General features: G+C 37.6%; 18 protein-coding genes and 1 other annotated feature. Of the genes, 2 read left to right on the forward strand and 16 right to left on the reverse strand.

Annotated features, from left to right (window positions below):
• Positions 1-54 precede the first annotated feature (54 nt).
• Together rpoZ and gmk are read right to left on the reverse strand one after the other, a co-directional pair.
• Entirely contained in the window at positions 55-282 is a 228-nt protein-coding gene (gene rpoZ, locus FC77_RS01400; protein ID WP_054681323.1) for a DNA-directed RNA polymerase subunit omega, read from the reverse strand.
• Position 283: 1 nt separating this feature from the next.
• On the reverse strand, positions 284-898 hold the full coding sequence (gmk, locus tag FC77_RS01405) for a guanylate kinase (protein WP_056969749.1): 615 nt from the start codon (positions 896-898) through the stop codon (positions 284-286).
• 170 nt (positions 899-1,068) lie between these two features.
• Between gmk and FC77_RS01410 the strand changes: the two genes are divergently transcribed.
• Positions 1,069-1,377, forward strand: coding sequence for a hypothetical protein (locus FC77_RS01410; RefSeq protein WP_056969751.1), 309 nt, complete (start codon positions 1,069-1,071; stop codon positions 1,375-1,377).
• 52 nt (positions 1,378-1,429) lie between these two features.
• Here the strand turns inward: FC77_RS01410 and FC77_RS01415 are convergent, their stop codons facing one another.
• From FC77_RS01415 to FC77_RS01480, 14 genes are all read right to left on the reverse strand, one after another.
• Complete coding sequence (locus FC77_RS01415; RefSeq protein WP_054681324.1) at positions 1,430-1,879, reverse strand: ASCH domain-containing protein; 450 nt, start codon at positions 1,877-1,879, stop codon at positions 1,430-1,432.
• Entirely contained in the window at positions 1,872-3,563 is a 1,692-nt protein-coding gene (gene recN, locus FC77_RS01420; protein ID WP_056969754.1) for a DNA repair protein RecN, read from the reverse strand. The genes FC77_RS01415 and recN overlap by 8 nt, the downstream gene beginning before the upstream one ends.
• 9 nt (positions 3,564-3,572) lie before the next feature.
• Positions 3,573-4,385, reverse strand: coding sequence for a TlyA family RNA methyltransferase (locus FC77_RS01425; protein ID WP_054681327.1), 813 nt, complete (start codon positions 4,383-4,385; stop codon positions 3,573-3,575).
• Positions 4,386-5,255 carry a polyprenyl synthetase family protein gene (locus FC77_RS01430; RefSeq protein WP_056969756.1) on the reverse strand — a complete coding sequence of 290 codons (870 nt, stop codon included), beginning with the start codon at positions 5,253-5,255 and terminating at the stop codon, positions 4,386-4,388.
• Between the two features lie 2 nt (positions 5,256-5,257).
• Positions 5,258-5,500, reverse strand: coding sequence for an exodeoxyribonuclease VII small subunit (locus FC77_RS01435; protein ID WP_056969758.1), 243 nt, complete (start codon positions 5,498-5,500; stop codon positions 5,258-5,260).
• Complete coding sequence (gene xseA, locus FC77_RS01440; RefSeq protein ID WP_056969760.1) at positions 5,481-6,851, reverse strand: exodeoxyribonuclease VII large subunit; 1,371 nt, start codon at positions 6,849-6,851, stop codon at positions 5,481-5,483. The genes FC77_RS01435 and xseA overlap by 20 nt, the downstream gene beginning before the upstream one ends.
• Positions 6,835-7,689 carry a tetrahydrofolate dehydrogenase/cyclohydrolase catalytic domain-containing protein gene (locus tag FC77_RS01445; RefSeq protein ID WP_056969762.1) on the reverse strand — a complete coding sequence of 285 codons (855 nt, stop codon included), beginning with the start codon at positions 7,687-7,689 and terminating at the stop codon, positions 6,835-6,837. The genes xseA and FC77_RS01445 overlap by 17 nt, the downstream gene beginning before the upstream one ends.
• Before the next feature lie 55 nt (positions 7,690-7,744).
• A complete protein-coding gene (nusB, locus tag FC77_RS01450; protein ID WP_054681329.1) occupies positions 7,745-8,140 on the reverse strand; it encodes a transcription antitermination factor NusB in 396 nt (131 codons plus the stop codon).
• Positions 8,118-8,576: an Asp23/Gls24 family envelope stress response protein gene (locus FC77_RS01455; protein ID WP_054681330.1), complete on the reverse strand. Its 459-nt coding sequence runs from the start codon at positions 8,574-8,576 to the stop codon at positions 8,118-8,120. Before FC77_RS01455 ends, nusB begins: the two co-directional genes overlap by 23 nt.
• A gap of 17 nt (positions 8,577-8,593) precedes the next feature.
• The gene (gene efp / locus FC77_RS01460) at positions 8,594-9,163 is read right to left on the reverse strand and encodes an elongation factor P (protein ID WP_054681332.1); all 570 of its coding nucleotides are present in this window, start codon (positions 9,161-9,163) and stop codon (positions 8,594-8,596) included.
• 161 nt (positions 9,164-9,324) lie between these two features.
• The gene (gene rpmA, locus FC77_RS01465; RefSeq protein WP_054681335.1) at positions 9,325-9,618 is read right to left on the reverse strand and encodes a 50S ribosomal protein L27; all 294 of its coding nucleotides are present in this window, start codon (positions 9,616-9,618) and stop codon (positions 9,325-9,327) included.
• Positions 9,619-9,636: 18 nt separating this feature from the next.
• Positions 9,637-9,948, reverse strand: a complete 312-nt coding sequence (gene rplU / locus FC77_RS01470; RefSeq protein WP_056969764.1) for a 50S ribosomal protein L21 — start codon at positions 9,946-9,948, stop codon at positions 9,637-9,639.
• A 13-nt stretch (positions 9,949-9,961) separates the two neighbouring features.
• Positions 9,962-10,041: a sequence feature (ribosomal protein L21 leader region), on the reverse strand.
• A 61-nt stretch (positions 10,042-10,102) separates the two neighbouring features.
• Positions 10,103-11,461 (reverse strand): DUF2325 domain-containing protein, encoded by a 1,359-nt coding sequence (locus FC77_RS01475; RefSeq protein WP_056969766.1) that lies wholly within the window; start codon positions 11,459-11,461, stop codon positions 10,103-10,105.
• A 111-nt stretch (positions 11,462-11,572) separates the two neighbouring features.
• Entirely contained in the window at positions 11,573-12,469 is an 897-nt protein-coding gene (locus tag FC77_RS01480) for an alpha/beta hydrolase (protein WP_056969768.1), read from the reverse strand.
• A 76-nt stretch (positions 12,470-12,545) separates the two neighbouring features.
• Between FC77_RS01480 and FC77_RS01485 the strand changes: the two genes are divergently transcribed.
• The gene (locus FC77_RS01485) at positions 12,546-13,571 is read left to right on the forward strand and encodes a hypothetical protein (RefSeq protein ID WP_056969770.1); all 1,026 of its coding nucleotides are present in this window, start codon (positions 12,546-12,548) and stop codon (positions 13,569-13,571) included.
• The last annotated feature ends 30 nt before the right edge of the window (positions 13,572-13,601 follow it).

The following is a 13,601-nucleotide window of genomic DNA, read 5'->3' on the forward strand; positions in this document are numbered from 1 at the left end:
GTAATCACCTTGAAAAAAATGACCCCCATCACTTTTGGATGGAGGCCATAAAATTTAATCATCTATTTGATTAACCTCTCGATGTGCTGGATCAATTGTAACCTTACCAGCTGCAATTTCTTCTAGCGCTTTACCGACCGATTTGTCACACTTAAAACTCTTAAGTGTTGCTGGATCTCCAGCTTCTAATTCATGTGCACGCTTAGCAGCTAGTACAGATAATGAATAGCGTGAATCGACGCGCGACAATAATTTATCAATTGACGGATATGTAATTCTCATATTAATCCTCCCTGACCATTTTACGGTAATTATCAATAACCCGCTTCACACTTACATGTTCTGCGTCAACAATTGCTTTAATATGATCAACTGCATTAGCAACAGTATCATTAACTACGGCATAATCATAATCTTGCATTACTAAAATTTCTTTACGAGCCTGCCGAATACGACCCATAATAACATCTTCAGATTCTGTTCTCCGATGTTCTAGGCGCAAATGCAAAGTGTGTAGATCTGGCGGTGTTAAAAAGATAAATACGCCATCAGGCATCTTTTCCCGTACTTTGCGTGCCCCGTTAACATCGATTTCTAACAAAACATCATTTCCTGCATCCAGCATTTTTTTAACTGGTGCAACTGGTGTTCCATAATAATGCTTAACGTATCTATTATATTCCAGAAGTTCGCCTTGGTTAATAGCTTCTTTAAAACGTTTTTCGGTAACAAAGTAATAATCTTTACCATTAACTTCGCCAGGACGAGGTTTACGTGTGGTCATCGACACAGAATATTCGAACGGAAATACTTTATTTTTAACAATTGCACTTTTTACGGTTCCTTTACCGACACCCGAGGGACCCGAAAGGACGAGTAACAAACCTTTATTTGCCATGCCAAACTCTCCTACAAATAACTATTGTATTTAGTTTGCACTAAAATTAGTTTATTTTCAAGTCAGCCAATTCTGCAATTATTTTTTGCCAAACACTTGTTTTCCTAAACATTTGTTCGTATAATAGTAAATGTCAAACAAGTGTTCGAGATTTATGAAAGATGATTTTTATGAAAACTTTTAATTCTTTTTTAGCCACTGAAATCACAAAACCAATAAAGAAGGTATATCACTACCTATTTGAATACGATGAAGACCGTTTAAGCATCTATGGGCAGTTTTGTGGCAAGATCTTAGCTTACCTCAGCTACGCACTTTTACACCGCGCCTACGTCTTATTGACCTATCAAGATGGCAGTACCGAAATTGGTCAAATTACTAAGCGGCTTTCTGCGGACAGATTCGTATTGAGAAGTGAAGATAAAAAGATTCTAAAAATTGTTGATCTAAACGATATTTTTCGGGTAGACCTTTCATAATCTAATTACACAAAATTAAAGGCTAGAAATTTTCCAATTTCTAGCCTATTTTTTATTCTATTTTTGTAAATACTTCACATACAACATTCGTATTCTCATTAAAGATTTGCTTTCTTTCCTGACATTCTTTAGTAAAGAAATCCCAGTGAACTTTATACCAATATTTATAAGAACGATCGCCTTCACCTTCATGATAAGCATGTTCTTGGGATACCTGCTTAAAAGGCATTACTTCATAAACTTTATTCTGAATAACGCAAACTGGATTGAAATCACCATCAAGCACAATACAATACTTACCAACCTGAGAAGAACTTTCCGTAGGAACATGGATACTGGTAGTTGCCGTTTTAATTCTACGATTAACCAGATCACTTAACTCATCAGCATCCGCTTTAGTTGCACCAAAAACGAAAGCTTCATCTAAATCTTGCGGATCTATTTTTCTCTTGTCGCAGAAATTTAGCCAATACTGCTTAACAGCCTGTTCTTTATTAGTCATCTTTTTTATTTTTGAAACTCTTCATTAAATCTGCAGCATTCTGCTTTGCTGCTTCAGTAACATCATTTCCAGCCATCATCTGTGCGATAGCCGTGATTGTCTCCTTCTGTGTGAGCGGACCAATCTGAGCGAAAGTTGCCCCATCTTTTATCTGCTTTGCTACCAAATAACGCTGATCCCCAGCAGCAGCAACTTGTGGTGAGTGCGTTATCGCAATTACCTGCTTATTTTCACCAATTGAATGTAATTTTTCACCGATTGCTGCTGAAACACGACCGGAAACACCGGTATCAATTTCGTCAAAGATCATCGTTCCAACTGGTTCAACCCGGCTAAAAATAGCCTTTAGTGCCAAGATTAGCCGTGATTGTTCACCACCAGAAACAATTTTAACAAGGGGCATTAAATTCTCTCCAGGGTTAGGTGCAATCAAAAATACGATTGAGTCTGTACCCTTTTTTGTAAAGGTTTTGGTCTCATCGAAATTAATTGAAAAACGGGCTTTTGCCATATAAAGATCAGCTAATTCCTGTTTGATCTTTTCCACTAATTTATGAGCAACCTTTTCTCTTGTTCGGTGAAGACCGCGTGCTTCCTTGGTTAACTTTTCATTGAGCTCAGCGACTTGATTTTGCAATTTTTCTTCATCCAAGCCACCAGTCTCATACTGACTAAGCTCTTTTTGTACTTTCTCATAAAACGCAAAAACGTCTTTTAAGGTCGGGCCGTATTTTTTCTTAAGTGAATTTAAAGTATCTAAGCGATTAGAAACATATTTAAATCTTTCTTCGTCAAAATCCATTTCATCCATTACATTGGATAATTCACTGCGAGCATCGCTTAAAGCATAAACGCCATCGTCAACGGTTTTAGCAATATCCTTAAACTTAGAACCATATTCTGTTAGATCGGCTGCCGCATTTTGTGCATCCCCCAACAACGTGGCAATTCCATGCTCATCGTCATCATATAATTGCATAAAATAATTAGCAGTATCAACAATTTTTTGATAATTATTTAGCTCGTTATATTCTTTTTCAAGCTTTTCGTCTTCTTTAGGATCCTTTAAATCGGCAGCTTTTAACTCATTATCCTGAAATTTTAGGATATCTTGCTTTTGAGCCAACTCTTGTGCATCTTCACGTAAATGTCGCAACCTATTAGTTAATTTTTGCCAATTTAAAAAATCTTTTTGATATTTTGCTAAGTTATCCTTAAAAGACTTGGGAGCATAATTATCAACTAAATCAATTTGCCGATCTTGATCCATCAAAATTTGCTGATCATTTTGACCATGAATATCAACTAAATAATTACCAATATCGCGCAAAACATTAATAGTTGTTAGTTGACCATTAATCCGGACAACATTACGCCCTTTAGCTGCAAGTTCCCGGCTAATTACAAGCTGATCATCAGAATGGGGCAAGCCATATTTATCGCATAATTCGGTGATTTTCTTTTCTTGCCCATCAAGCTGGAACAAGCCGGTAACTACCGCCTTCTTTTCACCGGTTCTGATCATTTCTTTTTGACCGCGTCCACCCATAAGGAGTGAAACAGCGTCTATAATGATTGATTTACCAGCACCTGTTTCACCAATCAGAACGGTCATGTGTTCCTGAAAACGAACCTTCAGTGCTTTTATAATCGCAAAATTTTTGATATCCAGCTCAACTAACATATTACTCTCCTAAAGATCATTAACAGCGCGAGCTACAACCTCTTCTGGTTTTCCTGTCCAAATTCTACGTCCACCATTTGCTTCATCTTTTTGCAAATGGATTAAGAATTCAATGTTGCCCTTACCACCTTTAATCGGTGAATAATCAACATCAAGCACGTTAAAACCAATTGCTAAAGCCTTCTCTACTGTATGTTCAATAACCTTACAGTGCACCTTATGATCATGAACAATTCCATGCTTGCCAACGTTCACCGGACCCGCTTCAAATTGCGGCTTAATCAAACAAACAGCATCACAATGATCTTTTAAGATTTGGTACATTGGCGGCATAATCAGATCGAGTGAAATAAAGGATACATCGGTCATGGCAAAATCTGGTAAACCATGATGAAAATCTTCTGGCTTACTATAACGGAAATTTTGTTTTTCCATAACAATAACTCGTGGATCGTCACGAAGCTTCCAAACCAATTGGTTATAGCCAACGTCCAAGGCGTAAACCATTTTCGCACCGTTCTGCAAGGCAACATCAGTAAAGCCACCGGTTGAGGCCCCAATATCTAAACAAATTTTACCTTTTAGATTAATATCAAATGATTTAAGTGCTTTTTCAAGTTTAAAACCGCCACGAGAAACGTACTTTTTCCCATCATCTTTAACGTAAAATTTCTCGCCTTCTGGGAAACTTGTGCCACTCTTATCAATTCGCTGATGATTATGATCACAAACAAGTCCAGCCATAATAGCCCGCTGCGCCTGAGTTCGTGAATTAAAAACACCTTGTTTAGCTAATAAAACGTCTGCTCTCTCTTTTGTCATTTATAATACCTTTTTATAAAGATCTAAGAAACTGGCTAATAATTGACCGTTTAACCCAGTTAAATTTGCCTTTGCGTGGTCAATTAAATTAGTTAATTCTTTTCGGCTTTGATCGATTCCAAGAAGGGTTAAAGTATTGTTTTTCCCCTCTTCTTTATCTTTATGAGTTTCTTTACCTGCCTCTTCGCTTGTTTCGACTACGTCAACTAAATCATCATAAATTTGGTAAGAGCGGCCGAAATCTTTAGCAAAAGCAACTAATTTATCTTTCTGTTCAGAATCCGCACCTGCATAAACTGCAGCCATCTTGACACTAGCCTCAATAAGACAGCCGGTTTTGAGCCACTCCATCCGGTTAATAAACTTAGCATTACCGGCAACACTTGCATTATTAGTGGAATCAATATCTAAATATTGACCACCAACCATGCCGTTTGGTCCAACTGCACGGGTAATAATTGTAACAAGTTGGGAAGACTTACTACCTTCCGCAATCCATTGAATACCCATTGGAAGTAAGGCATCTCCGGCTAAAATAGCTTCTGCCTCACCCCATTTTTTGTGGCTGGTTAACTTACCACGGCGATAATTATCATTATCCATTGCAGGTAAATCATCATGAATCAATGAATAAGTATGGATTAATTCAATTCCACAGGCTATTCTAACTTCCTGCTCACCAATTTTTTTACCTAAAGTATACAAAGTTGAAAGGAAAAGCAACGGACGCAGACGCTTGCCGCCAGCCATTACTGAATAAGCCATAATCTTGCCTATTTTTTTATCATCAACTTCACTAGCCAAATGTTTCTCTAAATAATTGTTAATTATTGGTGTCCAATGACTTTGAAATTCTTTAAATACTGTCATAACTATTCCTCTGGTGATGATGCATTTTTAGGATCTAACTTGTGCTCAGTACCATCGCTATCAACTAACTTAGCAACTGTTTCTTCAGCTTGAGTTAGCTTTTTATTTAAGTTACGGCTAATAGTAACCCCTTCTTGGAACTCTTTTAATGCATCCTCCAAAGGGACATTGCCGTTTTCTAAATTAGTAACAATTTTTTGTAAATCATTTAGTTGTTCTTCAAAATTATTTTTCTTTGTTGCCATTATTGTTTCTCCTAATTGACTTCACCGTTGCACTTGCATCGCCATCTTTAAAATGAAGCTTAATTAATTCTTTCTCTTTAATTTGCTTAATCGAACTAACCGTTTTGCCCTGATCGTCTGTTGTATAAACAAAGCCACGATCCAAGGTCTTCAGCGGGCTATAATCATCCAACTGCTGCGTAAGTTGGCTAAATTGGTTACGTTTACCCTTCAAAAAATGATTCATATTATCAAACAAACGCCGATTATAAAAATCGCGCTGCTGCAAAAATTGGTCAATCTTTTTATCAGGGCTAGCCGACATTAACTTTTGCCGCAACAAGTTATAACTTTGCCGCGCACGTTCAACTTTATTCTGCATACTGCTCTGCAAACGCTGCTTCAATATGTCCAGAGTTTGTGCTTGTTGGTCGTAAAGCCTAGTAGGTTCACGCATAATTACAGAATTATTGATTCGGTTTAACGCATCCCGCCTTACACGAATAATTCCTTGCATACTGGCAAGAAGTGAATTTTGCATTTGCCGAATATTAGCCAATTCATCTGCTAAATTTGGAGTGGCATATTCTGCGGCTGCCGTTGGCGTAGCTGCCCGCTTATCGGCAACCAGATCACAAAGGGTGGTATCCGTTTCGTGTCCAACTGAAGAAATCACCGGCATTTTCATACTGTAAACCTGACGGACAACTTCTTCTTCGTTAAAAGGCCAAAGATTTTCTAGAGATCCACCACCACGACCGATAATCATAACATCATATTTATCGCCATAGGAAGCTATCTGCCGCATTGCACGAACAAGAGAGTCAGCCGCAGCATCCCCTTGTACTTGAGCTGGGAACAGGTCAACCTCTGCATGTGGAAAACGGCGGTTAGCCGTAACTAAAATATCATGGATAACTGCTCCTGACGCACTGGTAACAACAGCTATATTATCAGGAAAATGCGGTAAGGGCTTTTTATGTGCAGGGTCAAACAGCCCTTCTTTAGACAGTTTTGCCTGCAATTGTTTTAATTGCTCATATAAGGCACCGAGGCCAGCCGGTTCCATCGTTTCTGCATAAAACTGATAGGATCCTTGGGGGCTATAAACACTTACATATCCTGTAACGTAAACTTTCATTCCCTCTTCGGGTCTAAATTTAACCTTATTAAAGTAAGAACGAAACATTACCACGTTAATTTTGGATTTTTCATCTTTTAATGAAAAATACTGGTGTGAATTACGGCGAAAACGAAAGTTTGACAACTCTCCCTGCAGAAATACTTTATGCAGGTAAGGATCATTTTTAAATTTTTGGGTAATGTAATAATTTAAAGTCGTAACCGTAAGATATTTATTCTCTGAGGCCATTAGCTCTCCTCGTTAATTTAATAACTTGCTCCATTAAAGATTCAACTGTTAAGGGACCAACGCCACCTGGAACTGGGGTAATATAACTGGCTTTAGGTAAAACATCATCAAAAGCCACATCCCCAACTAAGTGTCCGCGGATATGATTAATCCCAACGTCGATCACAACGACACCATCTTTCACCATGTCAGCAGTAACCAAGTTAGCTTGCCCTGCAGCAGAAATCAGAACATCAGCTCGTTTAGTGTACTCAGAAATATCTTTGGTTTCTAAGTGTAAAACTGAAACGGTAGCATCCCTCTCCAGCATTAAAGCAGCAAGGGGCTTACCAACAATATTACTACGGCCAATAATAACGACGTCCTTACTCTTTAAGTCAATCTGATAGTGATCTAATAATGCCATTATGCCATCAATCGTAGCTGGTTCAACGAAGTGGTTGCCCTGCCACAAACGGCCAACATTACTTGGGGTTAAACAATCAACATCCTTATTAGGATCAATTCTTTCAACTGCTTGATTTACATTAATTTGTTTCGGTGCAGGTAACTGAATCATAATACCGTAAACTTTGGGATCGGCATTTAATTTATCGATTAAAGCTAGCAGATCTGACTGTTGTTCGTCAGTTGGCAACTGGTAAATTTTTTGGATAATCCCTACGCTTTTAGCCCGTCTTTTCTTAGTACGGACATAAACCTTGCTACCCGGATCGTCTCCAATATTAATTACGCAAAATAGTGGGATTATATTTTGCTTTTTTAGATCTGTAACTTTTTCTTTAAGTTTATCTGCACGCAAATTAGCTAATGCCTTACCATCAAGAATTTTTCCCATTAAATCATTTCCCTCTTCTATAAAAATAGCCGGCATTATTGCCGGCCATTGATTATTATTTAATGAAGTTTGCTAATACACCATTAACAAATGGTTTTGTCTTCGGATCGGCAAATTCATCACATAAATTTAAAGCTTCATTAACCGCTGCTTTAGGGTCAATTTCGTCACTATACTTAATTTCATATAAAGCAACTTCCATAATTGCAACCGCGATCTTATTAACTCGATCTAGCTGCCAACCCTTTTTAAGATGGCTGCCTAAATCTTTCTTTAATTCGTCACGCTTTGCAAGGACGCCCTCAATTAAAATTTTTGAATAAGCAGAAAGTTCCTTCAAATCTAGTGTTATAACAATTTTAGTTTCAACTTCTGCTGCAGAATAATCTGGCTCTTCATTAGCCAAATAAACTGCCTGCATAGCTACTCTACGACTCTCGTGTTGATTCATCTTTACTCTTTTCGTCACTATCTGAAAACAGCTTAGAAGTAGCTTGATCACTATCTTCTTCATCTTCTGGGAAAACCAAGCCAACAACATGAACGTTAATTTCTTTTAATGTTAAATCGGTCATCTGCAATAGTTGCTCTTTTAATGCTTTTTGCAATTCAACCGCAACTTTAGGAACATAAACTCCAGATTCAACGTAAACATAAACGTCAGCGATAAGTTTGTTATCCTTATCTACCTTGACGTTAACGCCTCTGCGCCGATCTTCACGACCAAAGACCCAATTAATTCCTGATCTAACATTACCACGCATTCCTGCAACGCCGTCAACTTTTTCAGCAGCAATGCCCATGATAACTTCAAGGACTCTTGGATCAATCTCGATCTGTTCGCCGTTTTTCTCACCATTTAAGACAATTTTTGAACTATCTGCCATTTTCTTACCTCAAAAAATTACTTATTTGCACGGGATATATAGGTACCATCCGTAGTATTAATAGTTAGGACATCACCTTTATTAATAAAGAAAGGAACGTTAACTACTAAACCAGTTTCCATAGTCGCTGGCTTGCCACCACCAGATGAAGTATCACCCTTAATATTAGGTTCAGTCTTAGTAACTGTTAGGTCAACCGTATTAGGCAATTCAATTCCTAAGGTCTTCCCATCGTGCATCATTACGCTTACAACCATGTTTTCTTTTAAGTACTTGGCTTCATCTTCAACCTGCTCTCGTGGAATCGCTAATTGATCATAAGTTGTAGTATCCATAAATACGTAGCTAGAACCATCATTATACAGATATTGCATGCTCTTTGTCTCAATTTCGGCAGTTTCAACTTTAGCGGTTGAACGAAAAGTGTGCTCTTGAACTGCACCAGTATTTAAACTCTTAAGTTTTGAACGAACAAAAGCGCTACCTTTACCTGGTTTTACGTGTTGGAATTCAACAATCCGCCACAAATCATTATTATATTTTATGGTTAACCCGTTCTTGAATTCGTTAACTGAAATCATTGTCATTGTAAGTTCCTCATCTCCACATTATATTTTACCAATTTATAGATCATTTTACTATAAATAAAATTAGTCTATGGATAAATTTAAGTTATCTTTTCTATTTTTTGCGTGAACAACAAAAAAACGAGGAGCCATTGCTTCTCGTTTTTTCTTTAAAAGTTAAATTACTTAGCTTCTTTTGCAGCAGGAACTATAGAAACTTGCTTTCTGTACTTACCGTAACGCTCAAATTTAACAACACCGTTTACCAATGCAAACAAAGTGTCATCTCCACCTTGGCCTACGTTCTTACCTGGATGAATCTTAGTACCACGTTGACGGTAAATAATAGTACCTGCGTGGATCTCTTCACCATCTCCAGCTTTAGCGCCTAAACGACGACCAGCTGAATTACGACCGTTGGCAGTAGAACCGCCACCCTTGTGGTGGGCAAATAATTTCAAACCTAAAATATTCATTATCATTTCACCTCTGAATTAAGCTTCTATTTTTTCAACTGTAACCTTAGTATAAGGTTGACGGTGACCATACTTTGAATGTGAGTGCTTCTTTGGCTTGTAATGGAAAGTCGTAACTTTCTTTTCCTTGCCTTGCTTTTCAACTTTAGCGCTAACCTTAGCACCCTTAACTAATGGGGCACCAATCTTAACGTCTTTGCCGTCAGCTACAAGGATAACTTTATCAAAGGTAACTTCCTTACCTTCTTTAGCATCAAGCTTTTCTACAAAAACAGTGTCACCTTCAGCAACTTTGTATTGCTTACCACCGGTTTTAATAATTGCGTACATTTGTACACCTCCGAAAAATACTCAGACTCGCCAATCGAGGTGCTTCTTATTCAGAAAAACTTCTTACCCCGAAACGTGCGGTTGCAGATGTGGAGGTCTCCACAAATACAACTACTCTATAATACTACCTAAAAAGCAAGATATCAATGGAAAATCACTTAACATTAATAGTTTTATACTCAATTGTTTGGTTGCCTTCATAAGCCGGCAGCCTATTTTCTGCCCGATAAAGGGCACGCTCAAAGGATTGGTATCCCTTACTTGAACTTACGGCAAATTTTACATTGTACTTGCCAACATATTCACGGATATTCCACGTGCTGTCATGAGCTGCGAAGGCGGTCACGAGGATAACTATATCTAAATCCTTAATTTGATTTTCTATAACCTTCTTTTTGCCCTGAAAAGCGTCGATTGGAATGGGTATACCGTTATAACGCTTAACAATGCTTTCAAGCATGGCTTCATTCTGGTTATCACCGATCGCAACACCCACACGTTGGTAGTGCAGATCCATGTCTAGTTTGGTTAATTCATCTTCAGAAGTATCTTTATTTTCTTTTTTCTTCCTATTATTAACACTATTATGTTTAGGCTGATCTACCTGATAAATCCAGCGAATTTGAACGGCATCAGCCGGGTTCTTCTTCAAACGAACATCCCCAGTATACCAGGCCAAATCAACGATCGACCCGTCTACCAAGTGCACCTCATCATCTTGATAGCGACTCGAGTCAACCGGGACAACCACTGCTTTACCACGAATACGCAACTTTTTACCATTAATATTACGTGTTATAGCTAAATGATTTGGTCTTCCCTGAACCACAGCATACTTAAAAGTTGCAATCTGATCATAATCATATGTACGAAGCTTCCGGTGTCCCACTATTCTAAGGACGGTAGCCTCATAGTGAGGATTATTGTGTTCCGCAATTGCTTCGACAATGTCCCCGCTCTTAAGATTAAGGGAATGAATTTGTGATTCTCTCAAAGTGTAGACACGCTCACCGTTACTATTGATCAAATCACAGCCTGAAACCAGGCGAATAACGGTATAACGCTTGCCCTTGCGATAATCGCGCTTCGGCTTTTTCTTAGGTTTCATCGCCTGTTCAAAGATTTTCTTATTAACCGAATCTTTATTGGTCACAGAGTCTTGAATAGCCTGGCCAAGTTTACCTAAGACATCGCCATATCTTTTACCGATATCTGGTACAAAAGTTAGTTGGTGAAGTGCAGACAAGGATGAATTTTTAGCAGCAGGATCCCCAGGAGAGGCAATTAATTTAGTTAGGGCAATGATAAGCTGCTTAACCTGTTTAATATTTGCCTTGCTCTGCGAATTATCCGGCTTTTTAACGGCTTTGGCTTTAACGGGTTTATTGCTGTCCTTATTCCCACCAGCCATCGCAATAATTACCCGGATAGCATTTAAACTATTTTGCAGGCTTTTGTCATCGCCAGTGGTTTTATTCAAAATTCTTTTTAAATTATTTCGGTAATCAAACATATTTTCCTCAGACTCTTTATCACTAAGTATCTAGTATATACTTATTACTTATTTATTATAATTAAAAGAGTTTAGTGACAAAATAAAAAACAGGCTGCTAACCTGCTTTCTTCAATCGACAATATAATTTTTAAAGAATTCAATTTCCTGATCATTGGCAAGCTGGGCTAATTTATCCCTTTGATTAATAAAGAATACGTGTGCCCGCGGATTTTCATCGTTACCGTAGCTCTTGCAAATAGCCTGGATACCATGACCCAATAAAAAGCCAAAAAGAGTGAATTGAATATCATGCAAGAAATCTTTATTAGCCGTAATCAAAAAAGTTGGCAAGAAATCCTTAGTTATATATTTTTCTACATCCAGTTGTTCATGATACTTCTTAACGGTAGCCGGTGTGAAATATGCACCTTCTAGCCCCGCTAAACTTGCCGGTGTTAACACGAATGAAGCAGCACAATTCAAGCCAATGGCTCTGAAATGCAAATTCAATGGTTTATAAGGAAACAATTTAGCATAATCAGGATTAGTCAGAATAGTTGTATATTGCTCAACCATTTGACCACCGGCACTATCTCCTAGAAGAAAAAAATTATTACGATCTAAACGGTATTCATCGGCATGATCATCGATCCAATGTAAATATGTATCCACATCGTTTAATTCGTCAGGAAATTCCGCATGCTCTGGAGCCAAACGATAATTAGGATTGATAAAAGCAAAACCACGTTTTGCTAGACCCATCCCATAATATTGGTAGGTTTCTTTGGTGCCATAAACCCAACCGCCACCATGAACATTAATAATGGTAGGAAAAGGAGGATCTACTTTTTTAGGTAGATAAATATCTAGTGAATTCCACTTAGAATCTTGACCGTATTGCAGGTTATCAAAGCGTTCTACTTCCGGAATGTTATGCGGTAAACCTGCGTCACGTTTGTCATCACTTTTTTTGGCACCTGTCCTAAATTTGGTGACCGCCTGCATCAATTTTTCATTAATTTTCATTATCATTACCTTCTCTTTAATGAGTATTCTATAGTAATTAATTATATAATTTTAGTATAGGAAAGGGTTGATTAACATGGGATTTTTTAGAAAATTACTCAAAAACATCACTAACAAGAAACAGCAGAATGAACAAAAAATACAAGTCAAAAAAGATAGAAAATTACTCTATCCGTACCTTTGCAAAAAAACAATCGATGATCATCCTAACCTAGATGAATATAACCTCGCACGATTATATTCAATAGAAAATTATTTGAACCAGAAAAAGAAAACTAAAGAAAATGATCATCTCACCCTTGAACGCTTTTATCGGCAAGATAAATTATTCAATTGGGTGGGAATTGCAGCCGATATTAGATTTGAAAACAAGCGCAGCGGTGGTCGACTCTTACTTGAAAGGGTCGCGTTAGATAACCCCGAACATCCCGTTTTTATTGACGACCACTTATGGTTAAAACTAAATGACGTTAAGGCTGTCTTGACTGACCAGCAAACTATAGGAAGTGGTGACGCCGTCAGAGGCGTTAGCAAAATTGACAGTTATATTGGCAAAGAGCAGCAAGATAAATTTGGTTTAAGAAAAACGGTCATTAAAAATGCTGGAATTTACGTTGGCAAAAAGATCCGCAACCCGCACCAAACAAACTTACATTGCAAGATAGTCAGTAATTATGATCGTAAAAAAGATTGGGTAGCTAAAATAAGCAATAAAGAAAATGTATCCAATCTTATAAATAAAAAAATCGATATTAACGAGCTTTTACAACAAAAAGGACACGTTGAATATAGATTAAAGGGCAACACACATAGGCACATTATTCCCCAAGCTGTTGACTTACCTACCAAAACAAAATCTAAAAAGAAAGCTAACGATTCTGTCAATCAAATAAAGCAAAACGCGCAGAAATTATTAGTTAAAAAGAAAAATCATATTGTTGTTCAGGGAACAATCACCAGGTACACTGGTAAAATCGGTCAAATCAGATACTACCGTGACCAACAGGATGTTCTACAACTCGCCATTCAAGTTCAAAATATTAGGGATAAACTCAATATCAAAATAGCCAGTAGAAGCAATGTCATTAAGTTAAGACATTGACAAAGCTGATGATACTTTTTAAGACATTTA

Origin of the sequence: Lactobacillus acetotolerans DSM 20749 = JCM 3825 (assembly GCF_001436775.1) — a bacterium.
In the GTDB taxonomy this organism is placed as follows: Bacteria; Bacillota; Bacilli; order Lactobacillales; family Lactobacillaceae; genus Lactobacillus; species Lactobacillus acetotolerans.

Excerpts from the sequence above, each read along its gene's own strand:
- rpoZ (WP_054681323.1), bottom strand. The coding sequence starts at position 282 with ATGAGAATTACATATCCGTCAATTGATAAATTATTGTCGCGCGTCGAT.
- gmk (WP_056969749.1), bottom strand. The coding sequence starts at position 898 with ATGGCAAATAAAGGTTTGTTACTCGTCCTTTCGGGTCCCTCGGGTGTC.
- FC77_RS01410 (WP_056969751.1), top strand. The coding sequence starts at position 1,069 with ATGAAAACTTTTAATTCTTTTTTAGCCACTGAAATCACAAAACCAATA.
- FC77_RS01415 (WP_054681324.1), bottom strand. The coding sequence starts at position 1,879 with ATGACTAATAAAGAACAGGCTGTTAAGCAGTATTGGCTAAATTTCTGC.
- recN (WP_056969754.1), bottom strand. The coding sequence starts at position 3,563 with ATGTTAGTTGAGCTGGATATCAAAAATTTTGCGATTATAAAAGCACTG.
- FC77_RS01425 (WP_054681327.1), bottom strand. The coding sequence starts at position 4,385 with ATGACAAAAGAGAGAGCAGACGTTTTATTAGCTAAACAAGGTGTTTTT.
- FC77_RS01430 (WP_056969756.1), bottom strand. The coding sequence starts at position 5,255 with ATGACAGTATTTAAAGAATTTCAAAGTCATTGGACACCAATAATTAAC.
- FC77_RS01435 (WP_056969758.1), bottom strand. The coding sequence starts at position 5,500 with ATGGCAACAAAGAAAAATAATTTTGAAGAACAACTAAATGATTTACAA.
- xseA (WP_056969760.1), bottom strand. The coding sequence starts at position 6,851 with ATGGCCTCAGAGAATAAATATCTTACGGTTACGACTTTAAATTATTAC.
- FC77_RS01445 (WP_056969762.1), bottom strand. The coding sequence starts at position 7,689 with ATGGGAAAAATTCTTGATGGTAAGGCATTAGCTAATTTGCGTGCAGAT.
- nusB (WP_054681329.1), bottom strand. The coding sequence starts at position 8,140 with ATGAATCAACACGAGAGTCGTAGAGTAGCTATGCAGGCAGTTTATTTG.
- FC77_RS01455 (WP_054681330.1), bottom strand. The coding sequence starts at position 8,576 with ATGGCAGATAGTTCAAAAATTGTCTTAAATGGTGAGAAAAACGGCGAA.
- efp (WP_054681332.1), bottom strand. The coding sequence starts at position 9,163 with ATGACAATGATTTCAGTTAACGAATTCAAGAACGGGTTAACCATAAAA.
- rpmA (WP_054681335.1), bottom strand. The coding sequence starts at position 9,618 with ATGAATATTTTAGGTTTGAAATTATTTGCCCACCACAAGGGTGGCGGT.
- rplU (WP_056969764.1), bottom strand. The coding sequence starts at position 9,948 with ATGTACGCAATTATTAAAACCGGTGGTAAGCAATACAAAGTTGCTGAA.
- FC77_RS01475 (WP_056969766.1), bottom strand. The coding sequence starts at position 11,461 with ATGTTTGATTACCGAAATAATTTAAAAAGAATTTTGAATAAAACCACT.
- FC77_RS01480 (WP_056969768.1), bottom strand. The coding sequence starts at position 12,469 with ATGAAAATTAATGAAAAATTGATGCAGGCGGTCACCAAATTTAGGACA.
- FC77_RS01485 (WP_056969770.1), top strand. The coding sequence starts at position 12,546 with ATGGGATTTTTTAGAAAATTACTCAAAAACATCACTAACAAGAAACAG.